24 protein-coding genes and 1 pseudogene are annotated in these 26,993 nt (G+C 67.4%); 6 read left to right on the forward strand and 19 right to left on the reverse strand.

Annotated features, from left to right (window positions below):
* Nucleotides 1-65: 65 nt before the first annotated feature.
* The 5 genes and pseudogenes from G6N77_RS00330 to G6N77_RS00350 all read right to left on the reverse strand — a co-directional run.
* A pseudogene (locus tag G6N77_RS00330) lies at nt 66-512 on the reverse strand (molybdenum cofactor biosynthesis protein MoaE); the annotation flags it as partial.
* On the reverse strand, nt 502-1,002 hold the full coding sequence (locus tag G6N77_RS00335; protein WP_165180014.1) for a MogA/MoaB family molybdenum cofactor biosynthesis protein: 501 nt from the start codon (nt 1,000-1,002) through the stop codon (nt 502-504). The gene G6N77_RS00335 and the pseudogene G6N77_RS00330, both read right to left, overlap by 11 nt.
* Nucleotides 999-1,565 (reverse strand): cyclic pyranopterin monophosphate synthase MoaC, encoded by a 567-nt coding sequence (gene moaC / locus G6N77_RS00340; protein WP_165180015.1) that lies wholly within the window; start codon nt 1,563-1,565, stop codon nt 999-1,001. Before moaC ends, G6N77_RS00335 begins: the two co-directional genes overlap by 4 nt.
* Nucleotides 1,553-2,851: a molybdopterin molybdotransferase MoeA gene (locus G6N77_RS00345; RefSeq protein ID WP_165180016.1), complete on the reverse strand. Its 1,299-nt coding sequence runs from the start codon at nt 2,849-2,851 to the stop codon at nt 1,553-1,555. The genes moaC and G6N77_RS00345 overlap by 13 nt, the downstream gene beginning before the upstream one ends.
* Before the next feature lie 84 nt (nt 2,852-2,935).
* Nucleotides 2,936-4,492: a molybdopterin-dependent oxidoreductase gene (locus G6N77_RS00350; protein ID WP_165180017.1), complete on the reverse strand. Its 1,557-nt coding sequence runs from the start codon at nt 4,490-4,492 to the stop codon at nt 2,936-2,938.
* Nucleotides 4,493-4,632: 140 nt separating this feature from the next.
* On the opposite strand from G6N77_RS00350, the gene moaA reads away from it, so the two are divergent.
* A complete protein-coding gene (gene moaA, locus G6N77_RS00355) occupies nt 4,633-5,760 on the forward strand; it encodes a GTP 3',8-cyclase MoaA (RefSeq protein ID WP_370875278.1) in 1,128 nt (375 codons plus the stop codon).
* A gap of 2 nt (nt 5,761-5,762) precedes the next feature.
* Nucleotides 5,763-6,044, forward strand: coding sequence for a MoaD/ThiS family protein (locus G6N77_RS00360; protein ID WP_165180019.1), 282 nt, complete (start codon nt 5,763-5,765; stop codon nt 6,042-6,044).
* A 233-nt stretch (nt 6,045-6,277) separates the two neighbouring features.
* On the opposite strand, the gene G6N77_RS00365 is transcribed toward G6N77_RS00360, so the two are convergent.
* The 8 genes from G6N77_RS00365 to truB form a co-directional block, all read right to left on the reverse strand.
* Entirely contained in the window at nt 6,278-7,636 is a 1,359-nt protein-coding gene (locus G6N77_RS00365) for a M16 family metallopeptidase (protein WP_165180020.1), read from the reverse strand.
* A 3-nt stretch (nt 7,637-7,639) separates the two neighbouring features.
* Nucleotides 7,640-9,877: a polyribonucleotide nucleotidyltransferase gene (locus G6N77_RS00370; protein WP_165180021.1), complete on the reverse strand. Its 2,238-nt coding sequence runs from the start codon at nt 9,875-9,877 to the stop codon at nt 7,640-7,642.
* Nucleotides 9,878-10,195: 318 nt separating this feature from the next.
* Nucleotides 10,196-10,465, reverse strand: coding sequence for a 30S ribosomal protein S15 (gene rpsO / locus G6N77_RS00375; RefSeq protein WP_165180022.1), 270 nt, complete (start codon nt 10,463-10,465; stop codon nt 10,196-10,198).
* Between the two features lie 172 nt (nt 10,466-10,637).
* Nucleotides 10,638-11,591 carry a bifunctional riboflavin kinase/FAD synthetase gene (locus G6N77_RS00380; protein ID WP_262453155.1) on the reverse strand — a complete coding sequence of 318 codons (954 nt, stop codon included), beginning with the start codon at nt 11,589-11,591 and terminating at the stop codon, nt 10,638-10,640.
* Between the two features lie 58 nt (nt 11,592-11,649).
* On the reverse strand, nt 11,650-12,915 hold the full coding sequence (locus tag G6N77_RS00385) for a GNAT family N-acetyltransferase (RefSeq protein ID WP_165180023.1): 1,266 nt from the start codon (nt 12,913-12,915) through the stop codon (nt 11,650-11,652).
* Nucleotides 12,915-13,349 carry a hypothetical protein gene (locus tag G6N77_RS00390; RefSeq protein ID WP_165180024.1) on the reverse strand — a complete coding sequence of 145 codons (435 nt, stop codon included), beginning with the start codon at nt 13,347-13,349 and terminating at the stop codon, nt 12,915-12,917. The genes G6N77_RS00385 and G6N77_RS00390 overlap by 1 nt, the downstream gene beginning before the upstream one ends.
* A gap of 32 nt (nt 13,350-13,381) precedes the next feature.
* The gene (locus tag G6N77_RS00395) at nt 13,382-13,759 is read right to left on the reverse strand and encodes a hypothetical protein (RefSeq protein ID WP_165180025.1); all 378 of its coding nucleotides are present in this window, start codon (nt 13,757-13,759) and stop codon (nt 13,382-13,384) included.
* Nucleotides 13,756-14,712, reverse strand: coding sequence for a tRNA pseudouridine(55) synthase TruB (gene truB, locus G6N77_RS00400; RefSeq protein ID WP_165180026.1), 957 nt, complete (start codon nt 14,710-14,712; stop codon nt 13,756-13,758). Before truB ends, G6N77_RS00395 begins: the two co-directional genes overlap by 4 nt.
* Nucleotides 14,713-14,991: 279 nt before the next feature.
* On the opposite strand from truB, the gene G6N77_RS00405 reads away from it, so the two are divergent.
* Nucleotides 14,992-16,098, forward strand: coding sequence for a ScyD/ScyE family protein (locus tag G6N77_RS00405; protein ID WP_165180027.1), 1,107 nt, complete (start codon nt 14,992-14,994; stop codon nt 16,096-16,098).
* 79 nt (nt 16,099-16,177) lie between these two features.
* On the opposite strand, the gene rbfA is transcribed toward G6N77_RS00405, so the two are convergent.
* The 5 genes from rbfA to G6N77_RS00430 form a co-directional block, all read right to left on the reverse strand.
* Nucleotides 16,178-16,615, reverse strand: coding sequence for a 30S ribosome-binding factor RbfA (rbfA, locus tag G6N77_RS00410; protein ID WP_165180028.1), 438 nt, complete (start codon nt 16,613-16,615; stop codon nt 16,178-16,180).
* Between the two features lie 81 nt (nt 16,616-16,696).
* Nucleotides 16,697-19,558: a translation initiation factor IF-2 gene (infB, locus tag G6N77_RS00415; RefSeq protein WP_165180029.1), complete on the reverse strand. Its 2,862-nt coding sequence runs from the start codon at nt 19,556-19,558 to the stop codon at nt 16,697-16,699.
* A gap of 192 nt (nt 19,559-19,750) precedes the next feature.
* Nucleotides 19,751-20,068, reverse strand: coding sequence for a YlxR family protein (locus G6N77_RS00420; protein ID WP_165180030.1), 318 nt, complete (start codon nt 20,066-20,068; stop codon nt 19,751-19,753).
* A gap of 129 nt (nt 20,069-20,197) precedes the next feature.
* The gene (nusA, locus tag G6N77_RS00425; RefSeq protein WP_165180031.1) at nt 20,198-21,169 is read right to left on the reverse strand and encodes a transcription termination factor NusA; all 972 of its coding nucleotides are present in this window, start codon (nt 21,167-21,169) and stop codon (nt 20,198-20,200) included.
* Between the two features lie 2 nt (nt 21,170-21,171).
* Complete coding sequence (locus G6N77_RS00430; RefSeq protein ID WP_165180032.1) at nt 21,172-21,801, reverse strand: ribosome maturation factor RimP; 630 nt, start codon at nt 21,799-21,801, stop codon at nt 21,172-21,174.
* A gap of 169 nt (nt 21,802-21,970) precedes the next feature.
* Here G6N77_RS00430 and G6N77_RS20240 point away from each other — a divergent pair, with 169 nt between their 5' ends.
* From G6N77_RS20240 to G6N77_RS00445, 3 genes are all read left to right on the forward strand, one after another.
* Entirely contained in the window at nt 21,971-24,316 is a 2,346-nt protein-coding gene (locus G6N77_RS20240) for a DUF4439 domain-containing protein (protein WP_165180033.1), read from the forward strand.
* A gap of 77 nt (nt 24,317-24,393) precedes the next feature.
* Nucleotides 24,394-25,125, forward strand: coding sequence for a VIT1/CCC1 transporter family protein (locus G6N77_RS00440; RefSeq protein ID WP_165180034.1), 732 nt, complete (start codon nt 24,394-24,396; stop codon nt 25,123-25,125).
* A 16-nt stretch (nt 25,126-25,141) separates the two neighbouring features.
* Entirely contained in the window at nt 25,142-26,134 is a 993-nt protein-coding gene (locus G6N77_RS00445; RefSeq protein ID WP_165180035.1) for an aminoglycoside phosphotransferase family protein, read from the forward strand.
* 25 nt (nt 26,135-26,159) lie between these two features.
* Here the strand turns inward: G6N77_RS00445 and G6N77_RS00450 are convergent, their stop codons facing one another.
* Nucleotides 26,160-26,984, reverse strand: coding sequence for a sulfite exporter TauE/SafE family protein (locus G6N77_RS00450; protein ID WP_165180036.1), 825 nt, complete (start codon nt 26,982-26,984; stop codon nt 26,160-26,162).
* Between the last annotated feature and the right edge of the window lie 9 nt (nt 26,985-26,993).

Below are 26,993 nucleotides of genomic sequence, written 5' to 3' on the forward strand. Positions count from 1 at the left end.
GCAGGCGCAGCGGGCCCGGCAGGCCCAGCAGGCGCAGCAGGCGCGTCAGGCGCAGCGTCGGGCAGGGCGCCGGCGCCCACCCACTCAACGGTGCCGTCGGCGTAGAACTGTTCCTTCCAGATCGGCACCTCGGCCTTGACCCGCTCCACCAGTGCCGAGCACAGCTCAAAGGCCTCGGCCCGGTGCGAGGATGCGACGGCGCACACCAGCGCGGGTTCGCCAATCCCCAGCGGCCCCACGCGGTGGGCCACCCAGATCCGCACGGGATGGCCGTCAGGATCGGCCGCCCCTTCCACGAGGGACGCCACCAGTTCGCGCAGCACGTTTTTGGCGAGGGGGTGGGCGCTGTAGGCCAGCCGCAGCACGTCCTTGCCGCCGTCGTGGTTGCGAACCACGCCGCTGAAGCTGACCACGGCACCGGCCGTGTCTGATTCCACGGCAGCAATGGCCCTATCCACGGAAATGGGGTCGGCGCTCAAGCCGGCGTAAACAACCTGCGCATTAATGCCCATGGCCGCCGCCTATTTGTTCGCAAATGTGCCCAATGATCGGGGACAGCACGGCCAGCCCGTCCATGACGCCCTTGGGCGAGCCGGGCAGGTTGACGATCAGCGTGCGCCCGGCCGTGCCGGCATGCCCGCGGCTCAGGGCGGCCATCGGGGTCTTGGCCAGTCCGGCCGCCCGGATGGCCTCCATGATGCCGGGCACCTCCCGCTCCAGCAGCGGCAGGGTCATCTCCGGTGTCTGGTCGGTGGGACTCAGTCCGGTGCCGCCGCTGGTCAGTACGACGGCGGGGCCCTGCGTGAGCAGTGCCCGCAGCGCCGCGCCCACGGGAGGGCCGTCCGGAACCACAATCGGTTCCGAGACCTCGAAGCCGTGCTCCCGGAGCCAGTCAACGATGACGGGACCGGTCTTGTCCCCATACACGCCCAGGGCCGCCCGGGTGGAGGCAATCACCACGCCCGCCGCGCCCGGCCCGGTGCCGGGTTCGCAGGCAGTCATGCCCGCACGTCCGGACCGGCCAGGGGCCCGGGGTGGCCTCCGGCCAAGGGGCCGGGTTCGCCCGCGGCACCGGCCACGGACCAGTCCCCGCTTTTGCCGCCGCTCTTGGCCAGGACCTGGATGCCGGAAATGACGGCGTGCTTGTCCACGGCCTTGACCATGTCGTACACGCTCAGGGCGGCAACGGACACGGCGGTCAGGGCTTCCATTTCGACGCCGGTGACGCCGCGCGTCTTGACCGTTGCCGACACAGTCACGGCGGAGGCTCCAAGGACAAAATCCACTGTGACCTTGGAGATGGGCAGCGGGTGGCACAGGGGGATGAGTTCAGCGGTCTTTTTGGCGCCCATGATGCCGGCCACCCGCGCCACGGCCAGGGCGTCTCCCTTGGGCAGCCGGCCGGCGCCCAGCAGTTCCATGACCTGCGTGGTGGTGTGGACGGTGCCGGTTGCCGTGGCCTCGCGCACGGTGACCGGCTTGGCGGACACGTCCACCATCTGGGCCGTGCCGTCGCTTCGCAGATGGGTCAATTCCGGGGTCTGGGATTCATTCACAACAGCCATACTTCCACTTTTGCACCGGCGTGCAGTTCCGTGACGCCGGCCGGCACCTGGATGAGCGCGTTTGCCTGGGCGAGTGCACCCAGCAGGTGGGAGGACGGCCCGCCAACCTCCCGGACGGACGCGGCGGACTCGAATTCCGGTCCCTCGTAAATGCCGCGCCGCACCTGATGCCTGCCCGCGGGCGAGGACATCGGGTGGGCCAGGGTGGCCAGCACACGGCGGCGCGGCACGGGCGCGCCCAGCAGCTCGCTGAGCACGGGGCGCAGGAACAGTTCAAAGGACACCACGCCACTGACCGGATTGCCGGGAAAGCCAAGGAACGGCACGCCCTTGTAGCTGCCGATGGCCTGCGGTCCCCCGGGTTGGAGCGCCAGCTGGACAAATTCGACGTCGAATCCGTCCAGGGCCTGTTTCACCACTTCGAAGGCGCCGGCGCTGATGCCGCCGGTCGACAGGATCAGGTCCACCCTGTCGCGCCGGGACTCGCCGTCCGGTTCCACGAACTGGTCCAGGGCCTCCAGCAGCGCATGCGGCTTGTCCTCCACCACGGGGGCCAGGACCACCTCCACGCCCGCTTCGAGCAGCTTGGCCCGCAGCAGCGCCATGTTGGCGTCAAAGATTTTGCCCGCCGGCAGCCCGCCGGCAGCACGGGGGTCACCGGGCAGCAGCACCTCATCCCCCGTGGTCACCAGCAGCACGCGCACCCGCCGGCGCACCACCAGCCCCGTGCAGCCCAGCGCCGACGCAAGCCCCAGGTGGGCGGCGTTCAGCAGCGTCCCCGCCGGGATGGCCACGCTGCCGGCGGGCAAGTCGCTGCCCTGCTGCCGGACAAAGGCGCCGGGCACCGTGGCCGGCAGCCCAACCTTTTCCCCCGGTCCCGGGAAGCGGGCGGGCACCGCCTGTTCCACGGGCACGACGGCGTTGGCCCCCTGGGGCATCATGGCTCCCGTCATGATGGGGGCGGCCCGGCCGGGCGCGAGGCTGTCCGGCACAAAGCCCGCCGGAATGGTGGCGGCCGTTAGGTAAGGGGTTGATTTCTCGGAAACAACGTTTCCAGGTTGATCGTCGGCCGGCTCGGCCCAAATCGCAAAGCCATCCATTTGCGAGTTGGCAAACGGCGGCAGGTCAACCGGGGCAAGCAGCTCCGCAGCCAGCACCCGCCCCAGCGACTCCATCAGCGGCACCCGGGTGCCGGCGTCGTTCTTCAGCGTGGAATCCGGGCCCAGCCAGGCTCCGGCAAGCAGCTCCCGGACGGCCTTGTGGTGCTCGGCGACAGTCCTTCTCATCAGCGTTTCCTCCCGGCCCTGCGCATGGATGTGGTCCTCTTCCCATCCTAGGTGAGCGGCTGCGGGAAAGTGCGGCGGACCGGTTTACGCGGCCGTGAACTGCACCGTGTGGTAGCCGGTGGCCCCGTTGGGGGCGGGCGGGGCAATGTCCGCCGTCTGCACCGTTCCGGAGCCGTCAACGGCGCGGACCTTGAGCTCATGGTGCCCCGCACCGGCCACCAGCGGCGCCTTCCACTGCACCCACGTGTCCTTGTTGAGCGCCTCGGCGAGGGTGGCCGTCTGCCATGGGCCGCCGTCGAGCTGGACCTGCACGGCGGAGATGCCGCGCGTTGGGGACCACGCCACCCCGGCTGCCGTGAGTGGACCGGCTGCGGGCCGGCCCTGGTTGCGGGGCGTGTCAATGCGCGACGCCGTCTTCATGGGCCCCAGCGCGCTCCAGCCCAGGGGCGTCCAATAGCCCTGGTCCGCGGCAAAGGTGGTCACCTTCAGCTCCGCCAGCCACTTCGTGGCGGACACATAGCCATAGAGCCCGGGGACCACCAGCCTGGCCGGGTAGCCGTGCACCAGCGGGAGCGGCGCACCGTCCATGCCCACGGCGATCATGGCGCTGCGCCCGTCCGTCATGGCCTCCAGCGGCGTGCCGGCCGTGAACCCGTCGGTGCTGGTTGACAGGACCATGTCGGCCCCCGGCTTGACGCCTGCCTCGGCCAGGAGCTCGCGGACCGGCCAGCCCAGCCAGCGGGCATTGCCCACCAGCCCCCCGCCGACGTCATTGGACACGCAGCCGATGGTCACGTACAACTCAACCATGGGCTTGGCCAGCAGCTCGGCAAAGGTCATGGTGACCTCACGCTCCACCATGCCCGTCACCTTCAGGGTCCAGCTGTCCGAGTTCACCGCGGGAACCACCAGGGCCGTGTCGATCCGGTAGAAGTTGTTGGGATCGGTGACCAGTGCCGAAATACCGGGAACGTCAAGCCGGGCATCCGCCGGGATGGGCGGGGCGGCCTTGGCCGGCAGGGGCAGGCGGACCTTGGCACGCACATCCGCGACGGCCACGGCGGCCTGGCGGAACAGGGTCGAAGCGCCGCCGGCCAGAACGGCAATCACGGCACCGCCACCCATATACGCCAGAAAGGTGCGCCGGCTTGTTGGCCGGGCCTGGGCGGCCGGCAGGCCACCACGCTGCGGCGTCCGGGCGCCTCCCGGGCCCTGGCTGAGAAAACGTCCACGCACCCAGGCCAGCAGTCCCATCGCCGCCGCGGCGGCGAGCACCGGTGCGAAGTAGGCAGGCGGCGTGGTGTCGGGCCGGCTCGCCACGGCGGCGATGCCCGCCACACCAAACAAACCCACAAGGACCAGGCCGGCACCCCTGAACCGGCGCTCCAGCAGCCCTGCGGCGGCTGCCAGCAGCGCCATGAGCACCACCATGGTGGTCAGGAAAACCGTCTTGTCCAAGGTGCCGAACAGGTGGATGGCCCATTCCTTCGTGCCGCCGGGCAGCATTCCAATGACCACCTGGCCCACGGCGGTGACGGGCGAGTCCGACGGGCTGAGCAACGCCGCCAGCAATTCGCCCGCCGCTACGCCCACGCCAACGCAGACCACCCCGGCCAAGCCCCAATAACGACGCAATTCCATGGCAACCTCTCCATTCGGGCCCCTGTCCGGCAGCCCGTGTCACAATTCTAGTTTTGTGTGGACCACAAAGCGCCCCAGGCGCCCAAACCGCGGCAATGGGCTAGCGTGGTGGCATGAACACGGAACGCGTTTCACTCGGCATGCCGGCCGCCGCACCCGGCGCGCCGGGCACCGTTGGAGGCCCGGCAGACGGCGCTGCGCCGCGGCCCGGAGCTGCATCGCGGCCCGGCGCCCCTGGATCCGGGCTCGTGGACCAATTTGGCCGCGTGGCCACGGACATGCGCCTGTCGCTGACGGACAAATGCAACCTGCGCTGCAGCTACTGCATGCCTGCCGAGGGCCTGGCCTGGCTGGCCAAGGCCAAACTGCTGACGGCGGCGGAAATCGTACGCCTGGTGGGCCTGGGCGTGGACCGGTTGGGCGTGCGCGAGCTCCGGCTGACAGGCGGGGAGCCGCTGGTCCGGGCGGACCTGGTGGAGATCATCGCAGCCCTGCGGCGCAACCACCCGTCCCTGCCCATTTCGCTGACCACCAACGGCGTGGGGCTGGCCGGAAAGGCACAGGCCCTGGCCGACGCCGGGCTGTCGCGCCTGAATGTTTCCATGGACACCCTGCACCACGACGCCTTCCTGCAGCTGACGCGCCGGCCGTTCCTGGACCAGGTCCTGGCCGGGATCGAGGCTGCCGATGCCGCGGGGCTGCGCCCCATCAAGGTCAATGCGGTGCTGCTGCGCGGCGTCAATGAGGGCCATGCCGCGGAACTGCTGGGCTGGTGCCTTGAGCGGGGCTACGAGCTGCGCTTCATTGAGCAAATGCCACTGGACGCCGATCACGGCTGGACCCGGGACGGCATGATCACCGCCGCAGAAATCAGGGAGCTCCTCGCCGCCAGCTTCGAGCTGGTCCCGGATCCGCGCGCCCGCGACGGCGCCCCGGCAGAACGCTTTGAGGTCCGTCGTCACGGCTCGCCCACGCTGTTGGGCACGGTGGGCATCATCGCCTCCGTGACGGAGCCTTTTTGCGCCGACTGCCGGCGCACCCGCATCACGGCCGAGGGGAAGGTGATGAGCTGCCTCTTTTCCAGGACGGAAGTCGACCTGCTGGCCCTGCTCCGTGCCGGTTCCTCGCCGGCCGACGACGACGCCGTTGCCGAGCGCTGGCAGGACGCCATGTGGGCGAAGCCCCGCGCCCACGGCATGGGCCACCCCGGGTTGGGCGATGCCGACTTTGTCCAGCCCGACCGCAGCATGAGTGCCATCGGAGGATGAGAATGGACGTACGATTTTTTGCCGCCGCAGCAGCCGCCACCGGCGTCGAGGAGCAGCAGGTGGATCTGGAATCAGTGGCAGGCGCCGACCCGTTCACGCTCGCGGAGCTGTCGAAACTGCTGGTCTCCACGTTCCCGGTGTCTGCCTCCGCCAGCACGCCGCCACTGTCCGAGCTGCTGACCCGGTGCAGTTTCCTGGTCAACGAGGTCTCCCAGAGGGACCTGGCCACAGAACTTGCGCCCGGCGACATAGTGGACGTCCTCCCCCCGTTCGCGGGTGGCTAGCCGCCGGCCCGGCATTTTTCCGGCGACTATCCGACTCCTCGGCCGCGGGCGGCCTGCGGGTCTCCTTTACGTCGCCTACAAAAAATGCCGGCTCCGGCGGCCGTGGCAGGCGCGGCAACACGGGCTTCCGGAGCGGGCATGGATTTCGGAGGCCGCCCGCGGCCGAGGAAATCTTACTGCCCGCGAGGGAGTCCGCGTTGCCGGGCACCCCGCAGGCTCGACCAGCGGAGCGGCTACAGGCCGAAGGTTTCGGTTTCCTTGAAGGGGCCGACGACGGTGATCGTCCGGGGTGCCTCGGCGAGCTCGCGGGCCAGCTCCTGGACCTGGTCGGTGGTGACAGCGCGGATGCGGTCCAGGGTTTCATCGATGTCGACAAACTCGCCGGAGACGAGTTCGGCGCGGCCCAGACGGGACATGCGGGAACCGGTGTCTTCAAGGGCCAGCACGATGCCGCCCGACATTTGGCCCAATGCCTTGGCCAGCTCGGCCTCGGTGACGCCGTCGGACGCCAGCTTTTCGAGCTCGGCCGTCAGGAGGCCGATGACCTGGCCCACCTTTTGCGGGGAGCAGCCGGCGTACATGCCGAAGTAGCCGGCGTCGGCGTAGGAGGACGCGAAGGAGTAGGTGGAGTAGACCAGCCCGCGCTTTTCGCGGATTTCCTGGAACAGGCGGGAGGACATTCCGCCGCCGAGGATGGAGTTGAGCACGCTCATGACGTAGCGGCGGGAATCGTTGGCGCTCAGCGAGGGGCAGCCCAGGATGATGTTGGCCTGTTCCACCTGTCGGTTGTGGACGTGCAACCCGGCGGTGCCGGTGATTGATGCCCGGTCGGAACTGCGCCGCGGTGCCGGGGCGACGCCGTCGTCCAGGGACCAGCCGGCCGTGCGCAGTGCGGAAAGCACGTGGGCGCAGACATCGTCGTGGTCGAGGCCGCCTGCTGCCGTGATGACCAGCGTGTCGGGGCGGTAGTGCTTTTGGTAGTGGGCCCAGACGGAGGCCCGCGGCACGGCCTTGATGGCATCCGGGGTGCCGCCGATGGGGCGTCCCAGGGGGTGGCTGCCCATGACGGCGGCCACAAACTTTTCGTGGGCGACATCCGTAGGGTCATCGCTGTCCATGGCGATTTCTTCCAGGATGACGTCGCGTTCCTGCTCCAGCTCGGCCGGGTCAAGCACGGCGGAGGTGACCATGTCGGCGATGACGTCGATGGCCATGGGCAGGTCGGTGTCAAGCACCCGTGCGTAGTAGCAGGTGCTTTCCTTGGCCGTGGCCGCGTTGGATTCCCCGCCCACCTCGTCAAAGGCGGAGGCGATCTCCAACGCGGTCCGGCGCAAGGTGCCCTTGAACAGCAGATGTTCAAGGAAATGGGTCGAGCCGTGTTGGCCCTCGGTTTCATCCCGGGAGCCAACACCGACCCAAAAACCAATTGTCGCGCTTCGCTGCCCCGGCATGGACTCGGTCAGGACCCGGACACCCCCGGGGAGGACCGAGCGGCGCACGGCGGCGCCTCCGGCCTTCCCCGAGATCAGTGTGGAGTCGGGCTGTGCCGAACCGTCCGCGGCGGAAGTCAGCGGCAAAAGGGTGATTGCCATGAATTACTCAGCAGCGCCTTCGGAAACAGCCTCTTCAACGGTTTCTTCCTCGGCAACCACCGGGGAGAGGGACAGCTTGCCGCGGTCGTCGATCTTGGTGATTTCCACCTGGATCTTCTGGCCGACGGAAACCACGTCCTCGACATTGTCAACGCGCTTGCCGCCGGAGAGCTTGCGCAGTTCCGAGATGTGCAGCAGTCCGTCCTTGCCGGGCGTGAGCGAGATGAACGCGCCAAACGTGGTGGTCTTGACGACGGTGCCCAGGTAGCGTTCGCCAATTTCGGGAACCTGCGGGTTCGCGATGGCGTTGATCGCTGAACGTGCGGCCTCGGCAGAGGGTCCGTTCGTTGCACCGATGTAGACCGTGCCGTCATCTTCGATGGAGATGTCGGCGCCGGTGTCTTCCTGGATCTGGTTGATCATCTTGCCCTTGGGCCCAATGACCTCGCCAATCTTGTCAACGGGGATCTTGACCGCGATGACGCGGGGCGCGAACTCGGAGAGCTCGTCCGGGACGTCAATGGCGGCGTTGAGCACGCTGAGGATGTGGAGGCGGGCTTCGCGGGCCTGCTTCAGGGCGGCGGCCAGGACCGACGCCGGAATGCCGTCGAGCTTCGTGTCCAGCTGGATGGCCGTGACGAACTCGGACGTACCGGCAACCTTGAAGTCCATGTCGCCGAAAGCATCTTCGGCGCCCAGGATGTCCGTCAGTGCGGCGTAGCGGGTCTGGCCGTCAACCTGGTCGGAGACCAGGCCCATGGCGATGCCGGCAACGGGGGCCTTCAGGGGCACACCGGCATTGAGCAGCGACAGGGTCGATGCACAAACGGAGCCCATGGACGTTGAGCCGTTGGAGCCCAGCGCCTCGGAGACCTGGCGGATGGCGTAGGGGAATTCCTCACGCGAAGGCAGCACGGGCACCAGGGCGCGCTCAGCCAAGGCACCGTGACCGATTTCGCGGCGCTTGGGTGAGCCCACGCGGCCGGTTTCACCGGTGGAGTACGGCGGGAAGTTGTAGTTGTGCATGTAGCGCTTGCGCGTCACAGGCGAGAGCGAGTCAATCTGCTGCTCCATCTTGAGCATGTTCAAGGTGGTGACACCCATGATCTGGGTTTCGCCGCGTTCGAAGATGGCGGAGCCATGCACGCGGGGCAGTACCTCAACCTCGGCCGTGAGCTGGCGGATGTCCGTCAGGCCGCGGCCGTCGATGCGGATCTGCTCGGTGAGGATGCGCTGGCGGATGACGTGCTTGGTGACGGCGCGGAAGGCTGCGGAGAGTTCCTTCTCGCGGCCTTCGAAGTCCCCGGCCAGGGCGGCAACCGTCTCGTCCTTCAAGGCGTCGGAGGCGGCGTCGCGCTCCTGCTTGTCGGCGATGGAGAACACGGCGGCGAGCTTCTCGGCGGACGCTGCGCTGACGGCGTCGTATGCGTCGTCCTCGTAGTCCAGGAAGACGGGGAATTCAACCGTGGGCTTGGCGGCGCGGGCGGCCAGGTCGGCCTGGGCGTCGCACAGGGCCTTGATGAAGGGCTTTGCAGCCTCGAGGCCCTCGGCTACGACCTCCTCGGTGGGGGCCTGGTGGCCCTCTTCCTTGATGAGGTTCCAGGAGTTGTCCGTGGCTTCGGCTTCCACCATCATGATGGCAACGTCGTCGCCGGCAATGCGGCCGGCCACCACCATGTTGAACACTGCATTCTGCAGTTCGGAGTGCTTCGGGAAGGCAACCCACTGGGGGCCGTTTCCGTCTTCAACCAGGGCCACGCGCACGCCGCCGATCGGGCCGGAGAACGGCAGGCCGGACAGCTGGGTGGACATCGAGGAGGCGTTGATCGCAACCACGTCGTAAAGCACGTCCGGGTTGATCGCCAGGATGGTGACCACAATCTGGACCTCGTTGCGCAGGCCCTTCTTGAAGGCGGGGCGCAGGGGGCGGTCCATGAGGCGGCAGGCCAGGATGGCGTCCGTGGACGGGCGGCCTTCGCGGCGGAAGAAGCTGCCGGGGATGCGGCCGGCGGCGTACATGCGCTCTTCCACATCGACTGTCAGCGGGAAGAAGTCAAAGCCTTCACGCGGGTGCTTGCCGGCCGTGGTGGCGGACAGCATGACGGTGTCTTCGTCGATGTAGACCATCGCGGAGCCCGCTGCCTGCTGGGCAAGGCGGCCGGTCTCAAAGCGGACCACGCGCTTGCCAAAGCGGCCGTTGTCAATGACGGCCTCTGCGTACTGAATCTCGGGACCCTCCATAGAGAGTCACCTCCATTTCCTTGTAGGTGTTCAAATACCCCTGCTCCAAGGAACTTGGCGGACCATCAGCCCAGGCTCCCACCGAAATTGCTGGTGGGCCTGTACAGCACCCGGTCTTCGATCGAGGCCCACGGGCTCCGGCTGCGAGGCCGTTCCCGGAGACCACTACCGAGGACCGCGAATGCGCGATGGCGGCAAGTCGCTTGGCTCAAGTGGTGCGCCGGGCGCGGACGCGCACCGGCACAAGGCACTGCTGCCTTGGGTCATTGCTGTGAAAGGCGGCCTCCCCCGGCTGGGAGAGACCGCCTCACGGTCATGCTAGCGGCGCAGGCCGAGACGCTCGATGAGCGTACGGTAGCGCGTGATGTCGGTGTCCTTCAGGTAGCTGAGCAGGCGACGACGGCGACCAACCAGGGCCATCAGGCCGCGGCGGGTGTGGTGGTCGTGCTTGTGCATCTTCAAGTGCTCAGTCAGGTCCGAGATGCGTCGTGAGAGCATCGCGATCTGAACCTCAGGCGAACCAGTGTCACCTTCGCTGGTTGCATATGCCTGCATGATTTCTTGCTTTACAGCGGCTTCAAGTGCCACAGGTAACTCCTCATAGGTGCCGTGAACGTGGTGGAACCACATCTGGACCCGCCGGCACGCCGGCAGTCCCCAAACACAGTTGAATCCAGCCACCACGGACTGCAGCCGGACCCGTCCCCCAGTTTACGGCAGGAGGGCGCGTTAAGTCGAAGCGGCGCATGTGGGGTGCGCCTCAGCGCGGCGCCGGGGCCAGGATGTCCCGCGCCTCCGCGACGTCGTGGTGCATCTGTTCGATGAGCGCCTCCGGCCCGGTGTAGGCCACCATGCCGCGCAGCCGCTTCACGAACGCCACCACCACATGCTGCCCGTAGAGGTCGAACGCCTCAACGGGCTCCTCGGGGCGGTCGATGACAAATGCCTCCACCTGCCTGCTGACGCCGGCAAAGGTGGGGTTGGAGCCCACCGACACGGCGGCCGGCCACAATTTGCCGTGTTCATCCGTGAGCCAGCCGGCATAAATGCCGTCGGCCGGGATGATCCCGCAGGCGTCGGGGGAAAGGTTGGCCGTGGGGAATCCCAGGACCCTGCCGCGGGCCGCCCCGTGCACCACTTCCCCGCTCATGCTGTGCCAGCGCCCCAAAACCTGCGCGGCCGTGTCAACGTCCCCCTTTTCCAGGACCTCGCGCACCCAGGTCGAGGACCAGCGCCTGTCGTGGCCTTCATCGTCCACCACGACGACGTCGAACCCCAGTTGGGCGCCCAGCCCCACCATGGTTGCCAGGTCCCCGGTGTTGCCCTTGCCGAAGCGGACGTCATGGCCCACCACCACCGTGCAGGCACCGAGGGTGTCGACGAAGACGCTGCGGACAAATTCCTCCGGCGTCTGCTGGGCGAATTCCAGCGTGTAGGGCACCACCAGGACGCCGTCCAGGCCCAGCTGCTCCATGGCGGCCAGCTTGTCCGCCAACCCCATGATCTGGGCGGGGGCCGTCTCCGGCCGGTGCACCCTGGCGGGGTGCGGGTCAAAGGTCAGGGCCACGGCCAGGGCACCGCGCTCACGCGCCACTGCCTTGACCTGCTCCAGCACCTCCTGGTGCCCCCGGTGCAGCCCGTCGAAGTTGCCCAGGGTGACCACGCAGGGCCCAAAACCGCGCGGAACCTGCTCCAGGGAGTTCCAAATGTGCACTGCTGTTCCTTCGCCCATTCCGTACATGACCTGCTTCCCGGCGGAAGCACTTCCTAGGTTATCGCGTCAGCGGGTCCGGGCCCGTCCACGGTTCCTGCGGCGTGCGCGGGTCCCCTGCCGCCAGGGACAGCGTCCACCGGTCCCCCGGCGTGCCACGGTCGTTGTAGCCGCCGCGAACTTCCGCTTCGAGGCGGAAGCCAAGTTTCCACGCGAGCTTCCGACTTCCCCAGTTCGGCACCAGGGCGTGCCAGTGCAGGTAGCCCAGGTTCAGCTGGTCGAAGGCATAGCCGGCCAGCAGCCGGACAGCTTGCTCCGCCGCGCCGGTGCCGCGGGCGTGTGTGCCCATCAGAATGCCGATGGAAGCCGTGCCCGGATCGTTGCACTGCAGGTCCACGGTGCCGTAAAACTCATCGCTTTCCGCGCTGGCAACGGCGAAGGTGAGCACCTTGCCGCTGCGCCAGCCGTCCGGGGTGATGGTTCCGATGAAGTGCGCGGCGTGCGCGCTGGTGTAACCCAGCGGCACGGTGGTCCAGCGGACGGCGTCAGGGTCGGTGCAGTTCTCCACCAGTTGCGGGGCGTCGCGGTCGGCCAGCGCGCGCAGCACCACGGAACCGTCCGAAAGGCGCGGCACCACGGGCTCAAGCTCCAGCCCCCGAACCGGCAGCCCCGCCTCGCCCGGGTCCGCATGAGACCGGCCAGCGTCAGACCGGCCCGCACCAGAGGGGCCCCCGAGCCACTGCGCCGCCGTCAGCACGAACACCCAGCCTGCGGCGATGCCGCCGTCCACGTGGCCGTAGCCCGGGATCTCAGCGGCCAGCACAAAACCGCACCGTTCTGCAAGCCGCCGGCTGGGGAGGTTTCCCACCGTGGCGCGCCAATGCAGGGCGTCCAGCCCCAGGGTGCCAAAGGCATATCCGCACAGCAGGCGGATGGCCCGGGCCGCACTCCCCTGCCCTCGCCCGGCGGGCAGCATCTTGATCCCCACGGAAGCCGAGCCACCGCTGGCCGTGCGGAGCACATCGTGGACACTGACCGTGCCAACCACGGCCGCATTTCCGTCCACCAGTTCCTCCACGGCAAACCGCAGGGAGCGCCCGTCGTCCCACCCCGTGTCGATGTGGTCCCGAATGGCAACGGCCGCCGATTCGGCGGTCATGGACGGGTCTGAACCAGCCCACTGTACGTTCAGCGGATCCCGGTGAATCGCCGCGTAGGCGGCGGCGCCGGCCGCACTGAACCGGCGCAGCACGGTGGCGCCGTCGCTGAGCCGGGGACCCGGCGTCGTGATTTCAGGGCGGGCAGCTTCCATGGCTGGGGCGGCCATCAGCGGGACGCCGCGGCGCGGTGCCGGTACAGCCACCACAGCCCGATCAGCGGCAGGACCAGGGGCACATAGCCGTAGCCCTGCCCGAACATGCTCCAGACCGTGGCGTGCGGGAAGGCCTTGGCGTCAAGAAGGCTCAGGACGCCAACCACCAGCACGCCGAGCAGTTCAATGCAGATGGCGGCGGTCGCGGCCACGGCCCATTTGTGGCCCGGCTTGGCCAGGGAAATGGTGGCGGCGATGTACACGACGGCGGCAAAGGCGGAGAGCAGGTAGGCAACGGGGGCGTCGCCAAATTGCGTGGCGATCTGGTAACCGGCGCGGGCGCTGGCGGAGATGGCGAAAACGCCGTAAACGGTGATCAGGAGCCGGCCGGCGCCCGTGGTGCGGGAGGGCACCACGTCATCGGCGGGCGTGGAGGGGGTGTTCTTCATGGTCCAATTCCGGGTAGTTTGTGTTGAAAGTGCTAGGCGGGCGTGCTGATGCCGTACCAAATCTGGGCCATGCGGGCCATCATGACCACCACGGTGACGCCGACGGCGCCCATGACGTAGTTGGACCAGAACGTCCGCTCCATCATGGCCCAGTAAAACCCGCCGACGGGCAGGGCCGCCGCCGTGGCGATGTACCCCCAAAACTCCCACGGCTGGCCGGCAATGTGCCCGCCGTTCGCGAGGCGCACCACGGAGGCCGCGGCGTAGGTCAGGATGAAAAGTTCGACGGCGGCCAGCGCCAGCAGGGTGATGTCGTTGGGTTTCTTCTTCATCACCGCAGCGACGGCGCAGGTGATGGTTGAGGCGAGCCCGATGATGGCTCCTGCGATGAACCATCCGTCAATGGTCATCGGCCGCCCTCCCCGGGGGCGGCGTCCGTGGCGCCGGGGCTGGTCACCTTGGGTGCCGGGTCAGGCGGGAATACGAGCACGGGCTTGGCGTACTTCCCGGCGTCGGCGAGGAGGGCCACCAGGGTGCCGTCCGGCGCAAAGGCCGCGGCAGGCTTGTCGGCCGTGTGGCCCCCGTCCGCGCTGGAGGCGATGCGGCGGCCAAAGGACAGCTCCACAGCTTCCGCAGCCGTCAGCTCACGGACGGGCATTAGGGCGCGGGCGGCATCGGCGATGTCCAGCATTTCCAGGTTTTCGGCCAGCGCTTCCAGTGTGCGTGCCTGCGCCAGCGTGTACGGCCCCACGCTGGTGCGGCGCAGGGCCGTCAGGTGTCCGCCCACACCCAGCCCCGTCCCGAGGTCTCGGGCCAGCGCGCGGATGTAGGTGCCGGAGGAGCACACCACGGTGACGTCAACCTCCAATTGCTCCACCCCGGCCCCTTCGATGCGGCGCATGCCGTGGATGTCAAAGGAATGGATCGTGACAGGGCGGGCGGCAAGCTGGACGTCTTCGCCGGCACGGACACGCGCGTAGGCCCGTTCACCGTTGACCTTGATGGCGCTGACGCTGCTGGGCACCTGGCTGATGGGGCCGGTGAGCAGGGCCACCCCTGCCCGGACGGCCTCTTCCGTGACAGCCGCCGTGGTGGCGGTGTGGGTGATCTCACCTTCGGCGTCGTCGGTTATGGACGTGGCGCCGAGCCTGATGGTCGCGTCGTAGCTTTTGGATGTTCCCACAATATAGGTGAGCAAACGGGTGGCCTTGTTGACGCCCACCACCAAAACCCCCGTCGCCATGGGGTCCAGCGTGCCGGCATGGCCCACTTTTCGGGTCCCTGCAAGCCTTCGCATTCGGCCCACCACGTCATGGCTGGTCCATCCCTGCGGTTTGTCAACGATTACCAGTCCGGAAAGCACGTCTTGAAGTATATCCTCACCCCGCGGCGCCCCATGGGCGCCCTTTCCCGCCGTCCGCGGCAGGCCTCACCCTTGACGGTGTGATGCATCTCTCATAGGCTGGCTGGAATTGCCGCGTCTGCGGCGATTAGCTGTGGAAATCATGTACTGGGGGCGATTTCCAGTTCACCCTTTTGGGTGTCTGGTCCGTCGCTGGTGCACAAGGTGCGGTATCCAATTTCGGGCCACCTCCATTGATCGCAGCCCGTCATCACCGGGCACCGTTCCAAGGAAACCCTTATGAGAATCGCTCCCAAGGCCATCGGCGCTGCCTGCGCACTTGCCATGGCCCTCGCCCTCGCCCCAACGGCCCAAGCCGCCAATCCCGGCAACAAGCCCCAACCCGCCCCGGCCACTGAAGTTGCCGCCCATTTGATCAGCCCGCTCAAGGTCGCCTTCGGGCCGAACGGCAGCTTCCTGGTCGCCGAATCCTTTGCCGGCATGCTGACCAGCATCTCCAGCACCGGCGCAAGGACCACCCTGGTCAATGAGCCGGGGCAGGAAATTGCCGGCGTGTCCCATCTCAATGGCACCACGTACTACTTCAACAACGACATGGGATCCGGGCCGGAGCCGGGTGCCGAACTGCTCCCGGCCCGGCTCATGGCCATGGACGGCAGCGGGACCAGCCGCCAGCTGGCCGATCTGGGCGACTTCGAAGCCGCCAACAACCCTGACAGTGCCACCGTCTACGGGGTTCGTGACGCGACGGCGGAATGCCTTGCCGAGGCCCCTTGGATGGGGCCCACCCCAGGCGAGGTGTTTTCGCACCCGTATTCCTCAGCCCCCGTGGCAGGGGGCGTGTATGTGGGTGATGCCGGAGCCAATGACATCCTGTTTGTCGCCAACGACGGCAGGGTCAGCCTTGTCAAGGCACTGGCACCGGAACCGGTCCTGATCGATGCCGCCGTGGTGGCGGCCGTTGCCCAGGAAATGAATATGGACGTGCCGGAGTGCATGCTCGGACACACCTACTACGCCCAGGCAGTTCCGACCGACATTGCGGTCAAGGGGCAGTGGCTGTACTACACCGTGCTGCCGGGCGTGCCGGGTGAACTCCTGGGCATTGGCAAGGTCTACCGGACCCAGCTGCAAAGCGGCGTGACACAGCTGCTGGCCGAGGGCCTGGGCGCCCCGACGGGAGTTGCCGTGGGGCAGGACAACACCGTCTACGTTGCCCATCTCATGGGCGACGGCGTCAGCACCGTCAAGAACGGCACCACCACCACGGTGCTGCCCGCGATGATGGCCTCCCACGTTGCCGTCAGCGGCAATTCCCTCGTGGCGCTGACGAACGCCCTTGATGAGATGAACGGGGGCAGCCTGGTCACGATGGGCCTGAAGTAGCAACAGCGGCCGGTCACCTGTGAACCACAGGTGACCGGCCGCCGTCGTCCCTCAACTGAGGTGATTCGACAAGCGGAGATTACGCCCCGTCGGCGTCCTCTTCGTCCTTCTTGTACGGGTCGGCATCGCCGGCGAACTCGGCATTGGCGGACAGCTCGGCCAGCTTGGCGTCGCGTTCCTTGGCCACGCGGAGCAGGGCCTCAAGGTTTGAGGCATTGACGGGAACTTCATCCGCCACGAACTCCAGGGTCGGGGTCAGGCGGACGGTGATGTTCCTGCCAACCTCGGCGCGGAGCACGCCCTTGGCGCGTTCCAGGCCGGTCTTGGCCTCCGACTGGGCCGTCTCGTCGCCGAAGACGGTGTAGTAGACGGTGGCGTGCTGAAGGTCGTTGGTGACACGGGCGTCGGTGACGGTAATGCCTTCGACGCGCGGGTCCTTGACCCGGCTGCGGAGGCCCTCGGCCACCACAACCTTGATGCGCTGGGCCAGCTTGGCGGCGCGGGCTGAATCAGCCATGATGATCTCCTTTGGGGAAGCTTAATGGGAATGCAAAGCCGACCGGGCGCCCGTGAGGGGCGCCCGGCCGGCCGTGGAGCGTTAGACGCGGGGCTTCTCGCGCATCTCGAACGTCTCGATGATGTCCTCGACCTGCAGGTCGTTGAACGAGCCCAGGCCGATGCCACACTCGAAGTCGGTGCGGACTTCGGTGGCGTCATCCTTGAAGCGCTTGAGCGAGTCAACCGTGAGGTTGTCGCCAATCACCTTGCCGCCGCGAAGGACTCGGGCCTTCGTGTTGCGGCGGATGATGCCGGAGCGGACGATCGAGCCGGCAATGTTGCCGAACTTCGAGGAGCGGAACACTTCGCGGATTTCAGCGGTGCCCAGCTGGACTTCCTCGTACTCGGGCTTGAGCATGCCCTTCAGGGCCAGCTCAATGTCATCGATGGCGCCATAGATGACCGAGTAGAAGCGCATGTCGACACCCTCGCGGTCAGCCAGTTCGGCAACGCGTTCGGCCGGCTTGACGTTGAACCCGATGATGATGGCGTTGTCCACCGTGGCCAGGTTGACGTCGTTCTGCGTGATGGCACCGACGCCGCGGTGGATGACGCGCAGCTGCACGCCTTCGCCGACGTCGATCTTGAGCAGCGAGTCTTCCAGGGCCTCGACGGCACCGGACACGTCACCCTTGAGGATGAGGTTGAGGGTGTCAACCTTCCCGTCGGCAACGGCCTGGTCGAAGTCTTCCAGGCTGATGCGCTTGCGGCGCTTGGCCAGGGCGGCATTGCGGTCCGCAGCTTCACGCTTTTCAGCGATCTGGCGGGCCGTGCGCTCATCTCCCGTGACAAAGAAGGTGTCACCGGCGCGGGGCACGTTGGACAAGCCCAGCACCTGGACCGGACGCGACGGGCCGGCCTCGTTGATGATGTCGCCATTCTCATCGAACATGGCACGGACGCGGCCGTGGGCGGTACCGGCAACGATCGTGTCACCGACATGCAGGGTGCCCGACTGAACCAGAACGGTGGCCACGGAACCGCGGCCCTTGTCCAGGTTCGCCTCGATGGCGATGCCGCGGGCATCCTTGTTCGGGTTGGCGCGCATGTCCAGGGCGGCGTCGGCCGTCAGCAGCACCGCTTCGAGAAGTTCCTCGATGTTGATGCCGTTGCGTGCAGAGACGTCCACGAACATGGTGTCGCCACCGTATTCTTCGGGCACCAGGCCGTATTCGGTCAGCTGGCCGCGGATCTTCTCCGGGTTTGCCGAGTCCTTGTCAATCTTGTTGACCGCGACGACGATCGGCACGTTGGCTGCCTGGGCGTGGTTGAGCGCCTCAACAGTCTGGGGCATGACGCCGTCGTCGGCCGCAACCACCAGGATGGCGATGTCGGTGACCTTGGCACCACGGGCACGCATGGCGGTGAACGCCTCGTGGCCGGGGGTGTCAATGAAGGTGATGCGGCGTTCGTTGCCTTCGTGCTCATGCACGATCTGGTAGGCACCGATGTGCTGCGTGATGCCGCCGTGCTCGTCTGCCACGACATCCGACTTGCGGATGGCGTCCAGCAGGCGGGTTTTACCGTGGTCAACGTGGCCCATGACAGTGACGACGGGCGGGCGGACCTCGAGGTCCTCGTCGCCTTCAGCCTCAAGCTCAGCCTCAAAGTCGATGTCGAAGCTGCTGAGCAGCTCGCGCTCTTCGTCTTCGGGGGAGACAACCTGGACCTTGTAGCCAAGTTCGGCTCCCAGCAGGGCAAAGGTGTCCTCATCCAGGGACTGCGTGGCTGTGGCCATTTCGCCCAGGTGGAAGAGCACGGTCACCAGTGCTGCCGGGTTTGCCTCAATCTTGTCGGCAAAGTCCGTGATGGAGGAGCCGCGGCGCAACCGGACAACGGTGTTGCCGTCGCCGCGGGGTACGCTGACGCCGCCGAGCGATGGAGCGCTCATCTGCTCCAGTTCCTGGCGCTTGGCACGCTTCGACTTGCGCTGCTTGCCACGGCCTGCGCCGCCCTTGCCAAAGGCACCCTGGGTGCCGCCGCGGCCGCGGCCGCCCTTGCCAAAGCCTCCTCCGGCGGGAGCGCCGCCTGGTGCGGCACCCGGCGTTGCGCCGGGGGCACCCGGACGGCCCCTGCCTGCTCCGCCGGGACGGTCGTTTCCGCGGCCGGGGGCTGCGGGACGTTCGGTCCTGTTGGGCATCATGCCCGGAGTGGGGCGGGGACCACCCGGACGCGGGGCGCCCGGACGGGGTGCACCGGGGCGCGGACCGCCGGCGCCGGCAGCTGCCGGACGGGGTGCGCCGGGGCGGGGACCGCCCGGACGGGGGCCGCCGGCTCCGGGCTCGGCGCTGCGCGGGGCACCCGGACGGGGCATCCCCTGGGACGGTGCAAACGGGTTGTTGCCGGGGCGCGGGCCACCGGCACCCGTACCCGCGGAACGGGAGGGGCGGCCGCCGTCGTGGTCCTCACGGCGGTCGGGGCGCGAACCGCCACGGGGCATGCCCTGGGAGGAGGCAAACGGGTTGTTGCCGGGGCGGGGGCCGCCTGCGGCAGGAGTGTGCTTGGCTGCGGTGTCCGCAGCCGGGGCAGGCTTGACGCCGGGCTTGGCCGGGCTGGCAGCCTTCGGGCCGGGAACCACTGCGGGCGCGGCAGCCGGGGCGGCCGTAGCGGCAGCCTGGACCGGAGCCGCGGCCTGGGCCGGAGCGGCATCCGCAGCCTTGGCGGGGGCAGCCGGGGCGGGGGCCGGAGCTGCCGGGGTTACCTTCACAGCCGCCGCGGGGGCAGGCTTGCTGGCCGCCGGCTTCGCAGCCGGGAAGGCGTCGCGAAGTTTCTTCACGACGGGGGCTTCAATGGTGGAGGACGCTGAGCGAACGAATTCGCCGAGTTCCTGCAATTTGCTCACTGCCTCTTTGGAAGTGATGCCGAGCTCTTTTGCAAGCTCGTGGACGCGGGCCTTGGCCACATTTCTCCTGTCTCGGCCCGCACCGGACAGGTACGAACCGCTTAATTCTTACTGCAACATTCCATGTCGGAATGGGCGGCATGAGTGAGCACGAAGATGCTCATTTTTGGGCACTCATCGCTGGGTACTCATCGGGTTTCCATCGGTTTTCTGACCCGCTTTCACAAAGGGACAATGTCGGTTGACGGTGGTTCAGTCGGCGTGGCCGGAAAAGCCTGCAAACACGGCTTCCAAGCCGCCCGCGCTGGTCACGCCCGGAAGGGCCCGCCCAATGGCGCGGCGCTTGAGCGCCAGTTGCAAACATTTCGTACTGGGGTGCAGCCACGCTCCCCGGCCAGGCATGCGACGTCGTAAATCAACCAGCGCCTCCGGCTCGCCGGTTTCGCTGGCTGACTTGACCAGTCGCACTAATTTTTCCCGGGCATCGGTTTTCCTGCAACCAATGCAGGTTCGCACAGCTTCGGAGGAGGCAACGGACAAGGTCCGCGCTTCTTCAGCGTTCTTTCCCAACTATGCAACCCTTACTGGCCATACCGGACGATGCCTGCCCAATCAGCTTGTTCAAACTTGTTCAAAACTGCTGGCAGGCAGCCCGGACACCCGGTCCCCACTATTCTACCGTGCCAGCAAGCTGCTTTCCTATTCTGCGGCGGCGTCCGAGATGATGTCGATGCGCCATCCTGTCAGCTTTGCCGCCAGGCGGGCGTTCTGCCCTTCCTTGCCAATGGCCAGGGACAGCTGATAATCGGGCACCACCACCCGTGCGGAACGTCCGTCTGCATCCACGATGGTGACGGAAATCACCTTCGACGGGGAGAGGGCGCTGGCGATAAATGTGGCCGGATCCTCACTGAAGTCAACAATGTCGATCTTTTCATCGTTGAGTTCAGTCATGACCGCCCGGACACGGGACCCCATTTCCCCGATGCAGGCGCCCTTGGCGTTGACGCCGGCCTTGTTGGCCTTGACCGCAATCTTGGTGCGGTGCCCGGCCTCGCGGGCGAGGGCAACAATCTCCACGGTGTTGTCCGCGATTTCCGGGACTTCCATTTCAAAGAGCTTGCGCACCAGGCCCGGGTGGGAGCGGGACAGGGTGATGGACGGGCCCTTCAAGCCGCGGTGCACATCAACCACAAAGGCGCGCACGCGTGTGCCGTGGCGGTAGCTCTCCCCCGGCACTTGCTCGTTGGGAGGCAGCACACCCTCCACGGCGCCGAGGTTGACCTGGATCATGTTGGGGTTGTTGCCCTGTTGGATCTGCCCGGAGACCAGCTCGCCCTCCTTGCCGCGGAATTCGCCCAACACATTGTCATCCTCCACGTCGCGCAGGCGCTGCAGGATGATCTGGCGGGCGGTGCTGGCGGCAATGCGGCCAAACCCGGCGGGGGTGTCGTCGAATTCGCCGATCCGCTCGCCTTCCTCATCCACCTCAGCCGCCCAGATGGTGACGTGGCCGCTCTTGCGGTCCAGCTCTGCCCGGGCCTGTTCGATGGCGCCCGGAGACTTGTGGTAGGCCATCAGCAGGGCCTGCTCGATGGTGGGGATCAGCAGATCCAGCGGGATCTCGCGTTCACGCTCCAGTATTCGCAGCGCGCTCATATCGATATCCATGGTCAGCTTTCCTCTCCATCGACCGCGTTGCCGCCGGTCGGCTCAAAATCCAAATCAAGCTCGGCCTCATCCAGGCGAGCAAACTCTATTTCCACAACGCCCCGGCGAATCACGGAAAACAATACTTTCTCGGGTTCGCCCTGTTTGGGCTTCATCCCCTTCTTCACGGGCAGTTCCGGCCGCAAGATCACGCCGTCGGGCTCCACCGCAAGAATCCGGCCCACCAGGTTGTCCCGGTCACTGGCATTGACCTTCACCATGCGTCCAAGGGCGCGGCGCCAATGGCGGGGTTCAGTCAGGGGGCGAGTGGCGCCGGGGGAGGAAATTTCAAGGTCATAGGGCTGGCCGTCATCGCGGGGATCGGCGTCCATGGTCTCGGAGAGCGCCTTGGACACCTTGGATATGGCGTCCAGGCCCACGCCGCCAATTTCCGTCTCCGGCAGGTCCACCACGACTGAGACCGTGCGGTGCACCCCGGCCAGGTGGACCTTGACGTCCTCCAGGAACAACCCGGCAGCATCAACAGTGGGGCCAAGCAGCACCATGAGCCGCTGGGCTTCCGCAAGGGGATCGGCGGTTGGGTGCAGGTTTCCCGAGCTTCGGGCCGTTTTGGGCCGCTCCGGCTTGGTCATGAAACTCCCGCCTCCCTTAAATGATGTTGTAGGTATACAGACTACCGAGTTTCAGACTGTGCCGCAGAACGTTTTTGCTGTGAGTAAGAACGCATTATGGACCCCCGGCGCCTTAAAGGGAAGGTCAAAGTGTGTGTAAACACCGCCCAGCGTGAGATCATCAACAGTTGTGACCAATTCCCGTTCCTCGTCCGACCAGCATACGGGCGCTTCCGCCAGCGGCCAGCCGACCCCCGGCACGCCCGCGCCCAAGCCCCGGCGCGGCCCCCGCCGGGCCACCGCCCCCGCCGGGCCTCCCCGGATTTCGAGCGGGCAGCCGGCCCTCCTCACAGTTGGCACGGACGCGGCACCGCTGCCCGAAGCATCCGCCACGCACACTGAAGTGCAGCTTCCGCTGAAGAACGACGGCGGCCCCCAGCCTTCCAGCGCGGCTCCTGCCTTGGCCGATGGGGGCGTCGACAATGCCGGGGGCGAAGCAGAAACCGTCGCCGACTCCGGGGATGAAGCCGAGGGCGAGACCGAAACTGCGGCCGACGCCGAACCGGGAGCCGAACCGGAAGCCGAGGCCGGGGTTGAAGCGGAAGCCGAGGCCGCGGCCGAAACCGTGGCCGACGACGATCCTGAGGCCAACAACGACGATGGCGACGTGGCCCAACCGGGCGGCGACAGCCCCACCGATGCGGAGGGAGCCGACCGGGCCGAGCCGGAAATTGTGCCGGCCTCCGCAGCACCTACTGTCACTGCGGCAACAAGTTCACGTAACGACGCGGATGGCGATGCGGCGGCACCAGGTGTCAATGCAGAGCCGGACGCACCAAACGGGGATGCGGCTTCCGATTCGAAGGGCACATCCGGGGACAGCGCCGCAGAATCTCTCACTGTTGGCGACGGGGGCGTCGACCCAGTGCCCGAATCCACCCTCGCGGAAGTCACCGAACCCAACGCCGGCTCCGGGCTAGACACCGGTTCCGCCACTGGCGCCGCTTCCAGCACTGACACCAAATCCGAACTAGAAACCGACTCCGACCCCACCACCTCCGAGCCCACCGAACCCGACGCCGGTGACCCAGTCGCGGCACCCCTTTCCCGGCGGGAGCGGCGGATTGCCGAACAGGGCCGGCCGGACGGCGTCGAGCCTCTGGCCGGAGAGCCCCAAGCGGACCAGCCTGCCTGGCCGGGCGCGGCTGCGGCCCCAGGGGTCGCCCCTGCTCTCCCTGCCGGCGCGGACACTTCGGGGCGGTCGTCCGGCCATCCTGGACGCAGGCACCGCAAACGCGGCTGGTCGCTGCTGCGCGGCGTGCTGCTGTTTCTGGTGATTGCTGCGGTTGTCGTGGCCATGGGAACGGTGGTCACAGGCAACGGGGCTGGTTCCGCCAAGGCCTCGGCCACCGAGTCGAACCGGTCCCAGGCCTGGGAGGCCACCGAATCCCTGCTGGCGCAGGCCACCGCCCTGGCGGGCCCGGCGTCCGGTGCATCCACCGCGACCCTGCCGGCTGGCGTGGTGTCTGCGCTGCAAATCCAGTCCGCAGCCCTCTCCGACGGCATTCCCACGGCCAGCGCGCAGCCCAAATCCACCGCCACAACCGGTCCGCGCCCCACGCTGGCAGATTTTAACCGCGCCCTCGCGGCAAGCGCCAACACGCTCCTGGAGCATGCGCTGACGGCCGAGGGGGCCATGGGCCGGGTCTTCGCGTCGGCGGGCACCGGCCAGCTGCTGCAGGCCAGGACCATCGCGCGGGAAAACGGCCTTCCCGTCCCGGACTCCCCGGCCCTGCCGGCAAACAGCCGCTTTGACGCCGCGACGGGGCCGGCCTGCCAGGCCACACTGACGCCGTCACCCGGGGCCAACGCAGACAACGCGCTGACCAGCGCCGCCCAAAGCGAGCAAAAGGCCGTCTACGCCTACCAAGTGGCCGGTTCCCGGCTCGTCGGGCAAGCACACACCCAGGCCCTTGCGATCCTCGCCGTCCACAGCCAGCGACTTGAGCTGCTCAACGCCCAGCTGGCGGTCAGTTGCCTGCCCATTGTTGCCGGCGCCCCCGGCTTTGTCCTCGACCCCCGTTTCACGGCCCAACCGGAGCAGGCCCTTGCGCAGCTGGAACAACAATTGGCTGCAGCCTACGGAGACCTGGCAGCCCTGAGCAGCCCAAGCACGACGCCGGCCGGCAGTTTCGCTTCCTCGCAGCCTTCCACGGGCGCTGCCCGGGCAACGGACGCCGCCACGGCTGCCGGATCAGCCTCCGGATCAGCCTCCGGATCAGCCTCCGGCCCCGATGGCGGCACGCCTGCATCGGCCAGGGCCATGGCGGTTTCCTGGCTGCTGGAGTCGTCCCTCACTGCGCAGGCATGGGGCGGCAATGCATCTCCGCTCCCCGGCATCGCCGTCACACCCACAGCCACCGCCACGGCGGCTCCGTCCAGTGGCGCTTCCGGCAGCGCCCCCGGCGGCGCTTCCAGCACCGCCTCCGATTCCGCAACTGCCTCGGCATTCCCCTCCGCCCCGGCGCGGCCCTAAGGGCAGGTGAGCCTTCCCTCAGCGAGGACATCCTCACCTTGCTGGCGGCCAAATCACGCGAGTGCTTTGCTATAAGCATGAAGCGAGCAGTTGATCTTCAAGCCCCCCGGGAGCCTGTGCACACCGGCGAGATTGCACAGCGTCTCAACTGGCTCCGGGCTGGTGTTTTGGGCGCCAATGACGGAATTGTCTCTGTTGCCGCCGTCGTGGTTGGGGTTGCCGGAGCCACCGGCAGCGCAGGCCCCATCCTGACGGCCGGCATGGCCGCGCTGGTGGGCGGTGCGATTTCCATGGCCCTGGGCGAATACGTCTCCGTCAGCAGTCAGAGCGACAGCCAAAAGCACATGATTGCCGAAAAGCGCCGCGACTTGGAACTGCGTCCCGAGGAGAACCGGGCAAACTTGGCCCGGCTGTATGAGGACAAGGGGCTCAGCCCCTCCACGGCGGCGCGGGTGGCGGATGAGCTCACGGATTTTGATGCTTTGGGCTCACACCTGGCGGCCGAGCTAAACCTGGACGAGGACGACGTCGTCAGCCCCTGGCACGCCGCCTTCGCTTCCGCCGTGGCCTTTACGCTGGGTGCCATCTTGCCCATGCTGGCCATCCTCCTCCCGCCGGATGCGGTCCGGGTGCCTGTCACCTTCGCCGTGGTCCTGGCAGCCCTGGGCATCACGGGCTGGATCGGTGCGACTATTGGTGGCGGATCGCGGCTGCGCGCCGCCTCCCGGGTGGTCCTGGGCGGGGCCCTGGCCCTGGCTGCCACGTTTGCCATTGGCCACCTGCTCGGCGCGAGCGGATTGGTCGGCTGACGATAGGCTGGGTGCCATGGCCGCCACCGTTGACATCCCCGACGCCCTGCAGGCGCGTTTCGGCCGGACGCCGGCTGGCCGTGAGTGGCTGGCCGCCCTCCCCACGCTGATGGAGGGCGCATTGGCGCGCTGGGGGCTTGCCGTTGACCTGCCCCGGGGGGTCCAGGCATGGCATGGCCACACAGCCATTGTCGTCCCTGTGCGCCTGCCGGACGGGGCAGCGGCGGCCCTGAAAATTGCGTTTCCGTATGACGAGTCGCGGCTCGAGGCTCCAGCCCTGCGCCTGTGGGACGGCCGCGGCACCGTCAGGCTCCTGGCCGACGACGCCGGCAGCTGCTCCATGCTGATCGCCCGCCTCGATGCCGTGAAGTCCCTCATCGATGTCCCCATGGAAGAGGCCGTGGAGGTGTGGGGCGGGCTGGTCAGGCAACTTTCCATCGAGCCGGACAGCCGCCGGGAATGGGTTGACATTCCCCATGTCGCAGCCTTGGCTGAACGCTACTCGGACGAACTGCCGGAACGCTGGGAACACCTCAACCGGCCTTTCCCCCGCTGGCTGCTGGAGGCTGCACTGGAAGTGTGCCAGACCCGAGGGGCGGTTTCACGCCGCCGCGCCCATGACGTCCTGGTCCACACGGACCTGCATTACCTGAACATCCTGGCCACCGTGGACGGCTCCGGTTTCGTGGCCATTGACCCGCAGGCCCAGCTCGGCGACGCCGAATTCGCCGTGGCACCGTGCCTGTGGAACCGGCTCCGAGAGCTGCCTGTGCGGAACGCCGAAGCCGCGCTCCGGCGTCGAGCCTCCCAACTGGCTGCAGCGGCAGGACTCGACGCCGGGATTGCTGCCGAATGGGCCGTGGTCCGGGAGGTGGAAAACGCCCTGTGGTACCTGGAGGGCGCCGGGCACCAGGGTGACGCCCAGCGCTCCCTCTGGGTGGCCAGCACCATGGCAGGCAGGCCGATGCCAGGGCTCCCGGCAGCCCGCGACTTGAAGATGCTGGACTAGGCCTTGCGGGGCCGGGCCGAAAGCACTACCTGGCGATATTTGCCGCCCACCAGGCCCCCGCGCCGTTTTCATTCCAGACGTCAACGCCCAGCTTGACAATCAAGACCGTCACCACGGCAAGGAAGACGATCCGGATGAACTTGTTGCCCTGCTTCACCGCCGTGCGCGCCCCCAGATAGCCGCCCGCCATGTTGGCCGCCCCAAGGACCAGGCCCACGCCCCACAACAGTGAGCCGTGCGGCAGGAAGAACATGAGCGCGCCGGCGTTGGTGGCCAGGTTGACGATTTTCGCCTTGGCACTTGCCTCCAGGAAGGCGTAGCCCATGAGGCTGACCAGCGCGATCACCAGAAACGAACCCGTGCCAGGGCCGATCAGGCCGTCATAAAATCCGATCACGCCGCCAATGCAGGCAGCGACAACGTAATGGGTACGGCCGGAATGGCGCAGGGCGGTGGTTTCGCCGATGTTTGGCTTGAACGCCGTGAATGCCAGCACGGCGACCAGTGCGGCCACGATGATGGGCTTGAACACCGACCCTGGCAGGCTGGCCGCCACCACCGCCCCGCACACGCTGCCCACCAGTGCCACCGCGGCCATCGGCAGGGCCGTGCGCAGGTCCGGCTTCACGCGCCGATAATAGGTGATGGCACTGGTGGACGTGCCAAAGATGGACCCCATCTTGTTCGTTGCCAGTGCCTGCACCGGCGTAATCCCCGGAATCATCAACAGCACCGGCAGCTGCAGCAGCCCTCCCCCGCCCACGACGGCGTCAATCCAGCCGGCCGCGAACCCGGCAACAAGGATCAGCAGGATCGTGGCAGTGGTGATGTCCTCAAAACCGGAAATCATGTCTTCCCA

The organism is Arthrobacter silviterrae, assembly GCF_011045165.1.
Lineage (GTDB): Bacteria > Actinomycetota > Actinomycetes > Actinomycetales > Micrococcaceae > Specibacter > Specibacter silviterrae.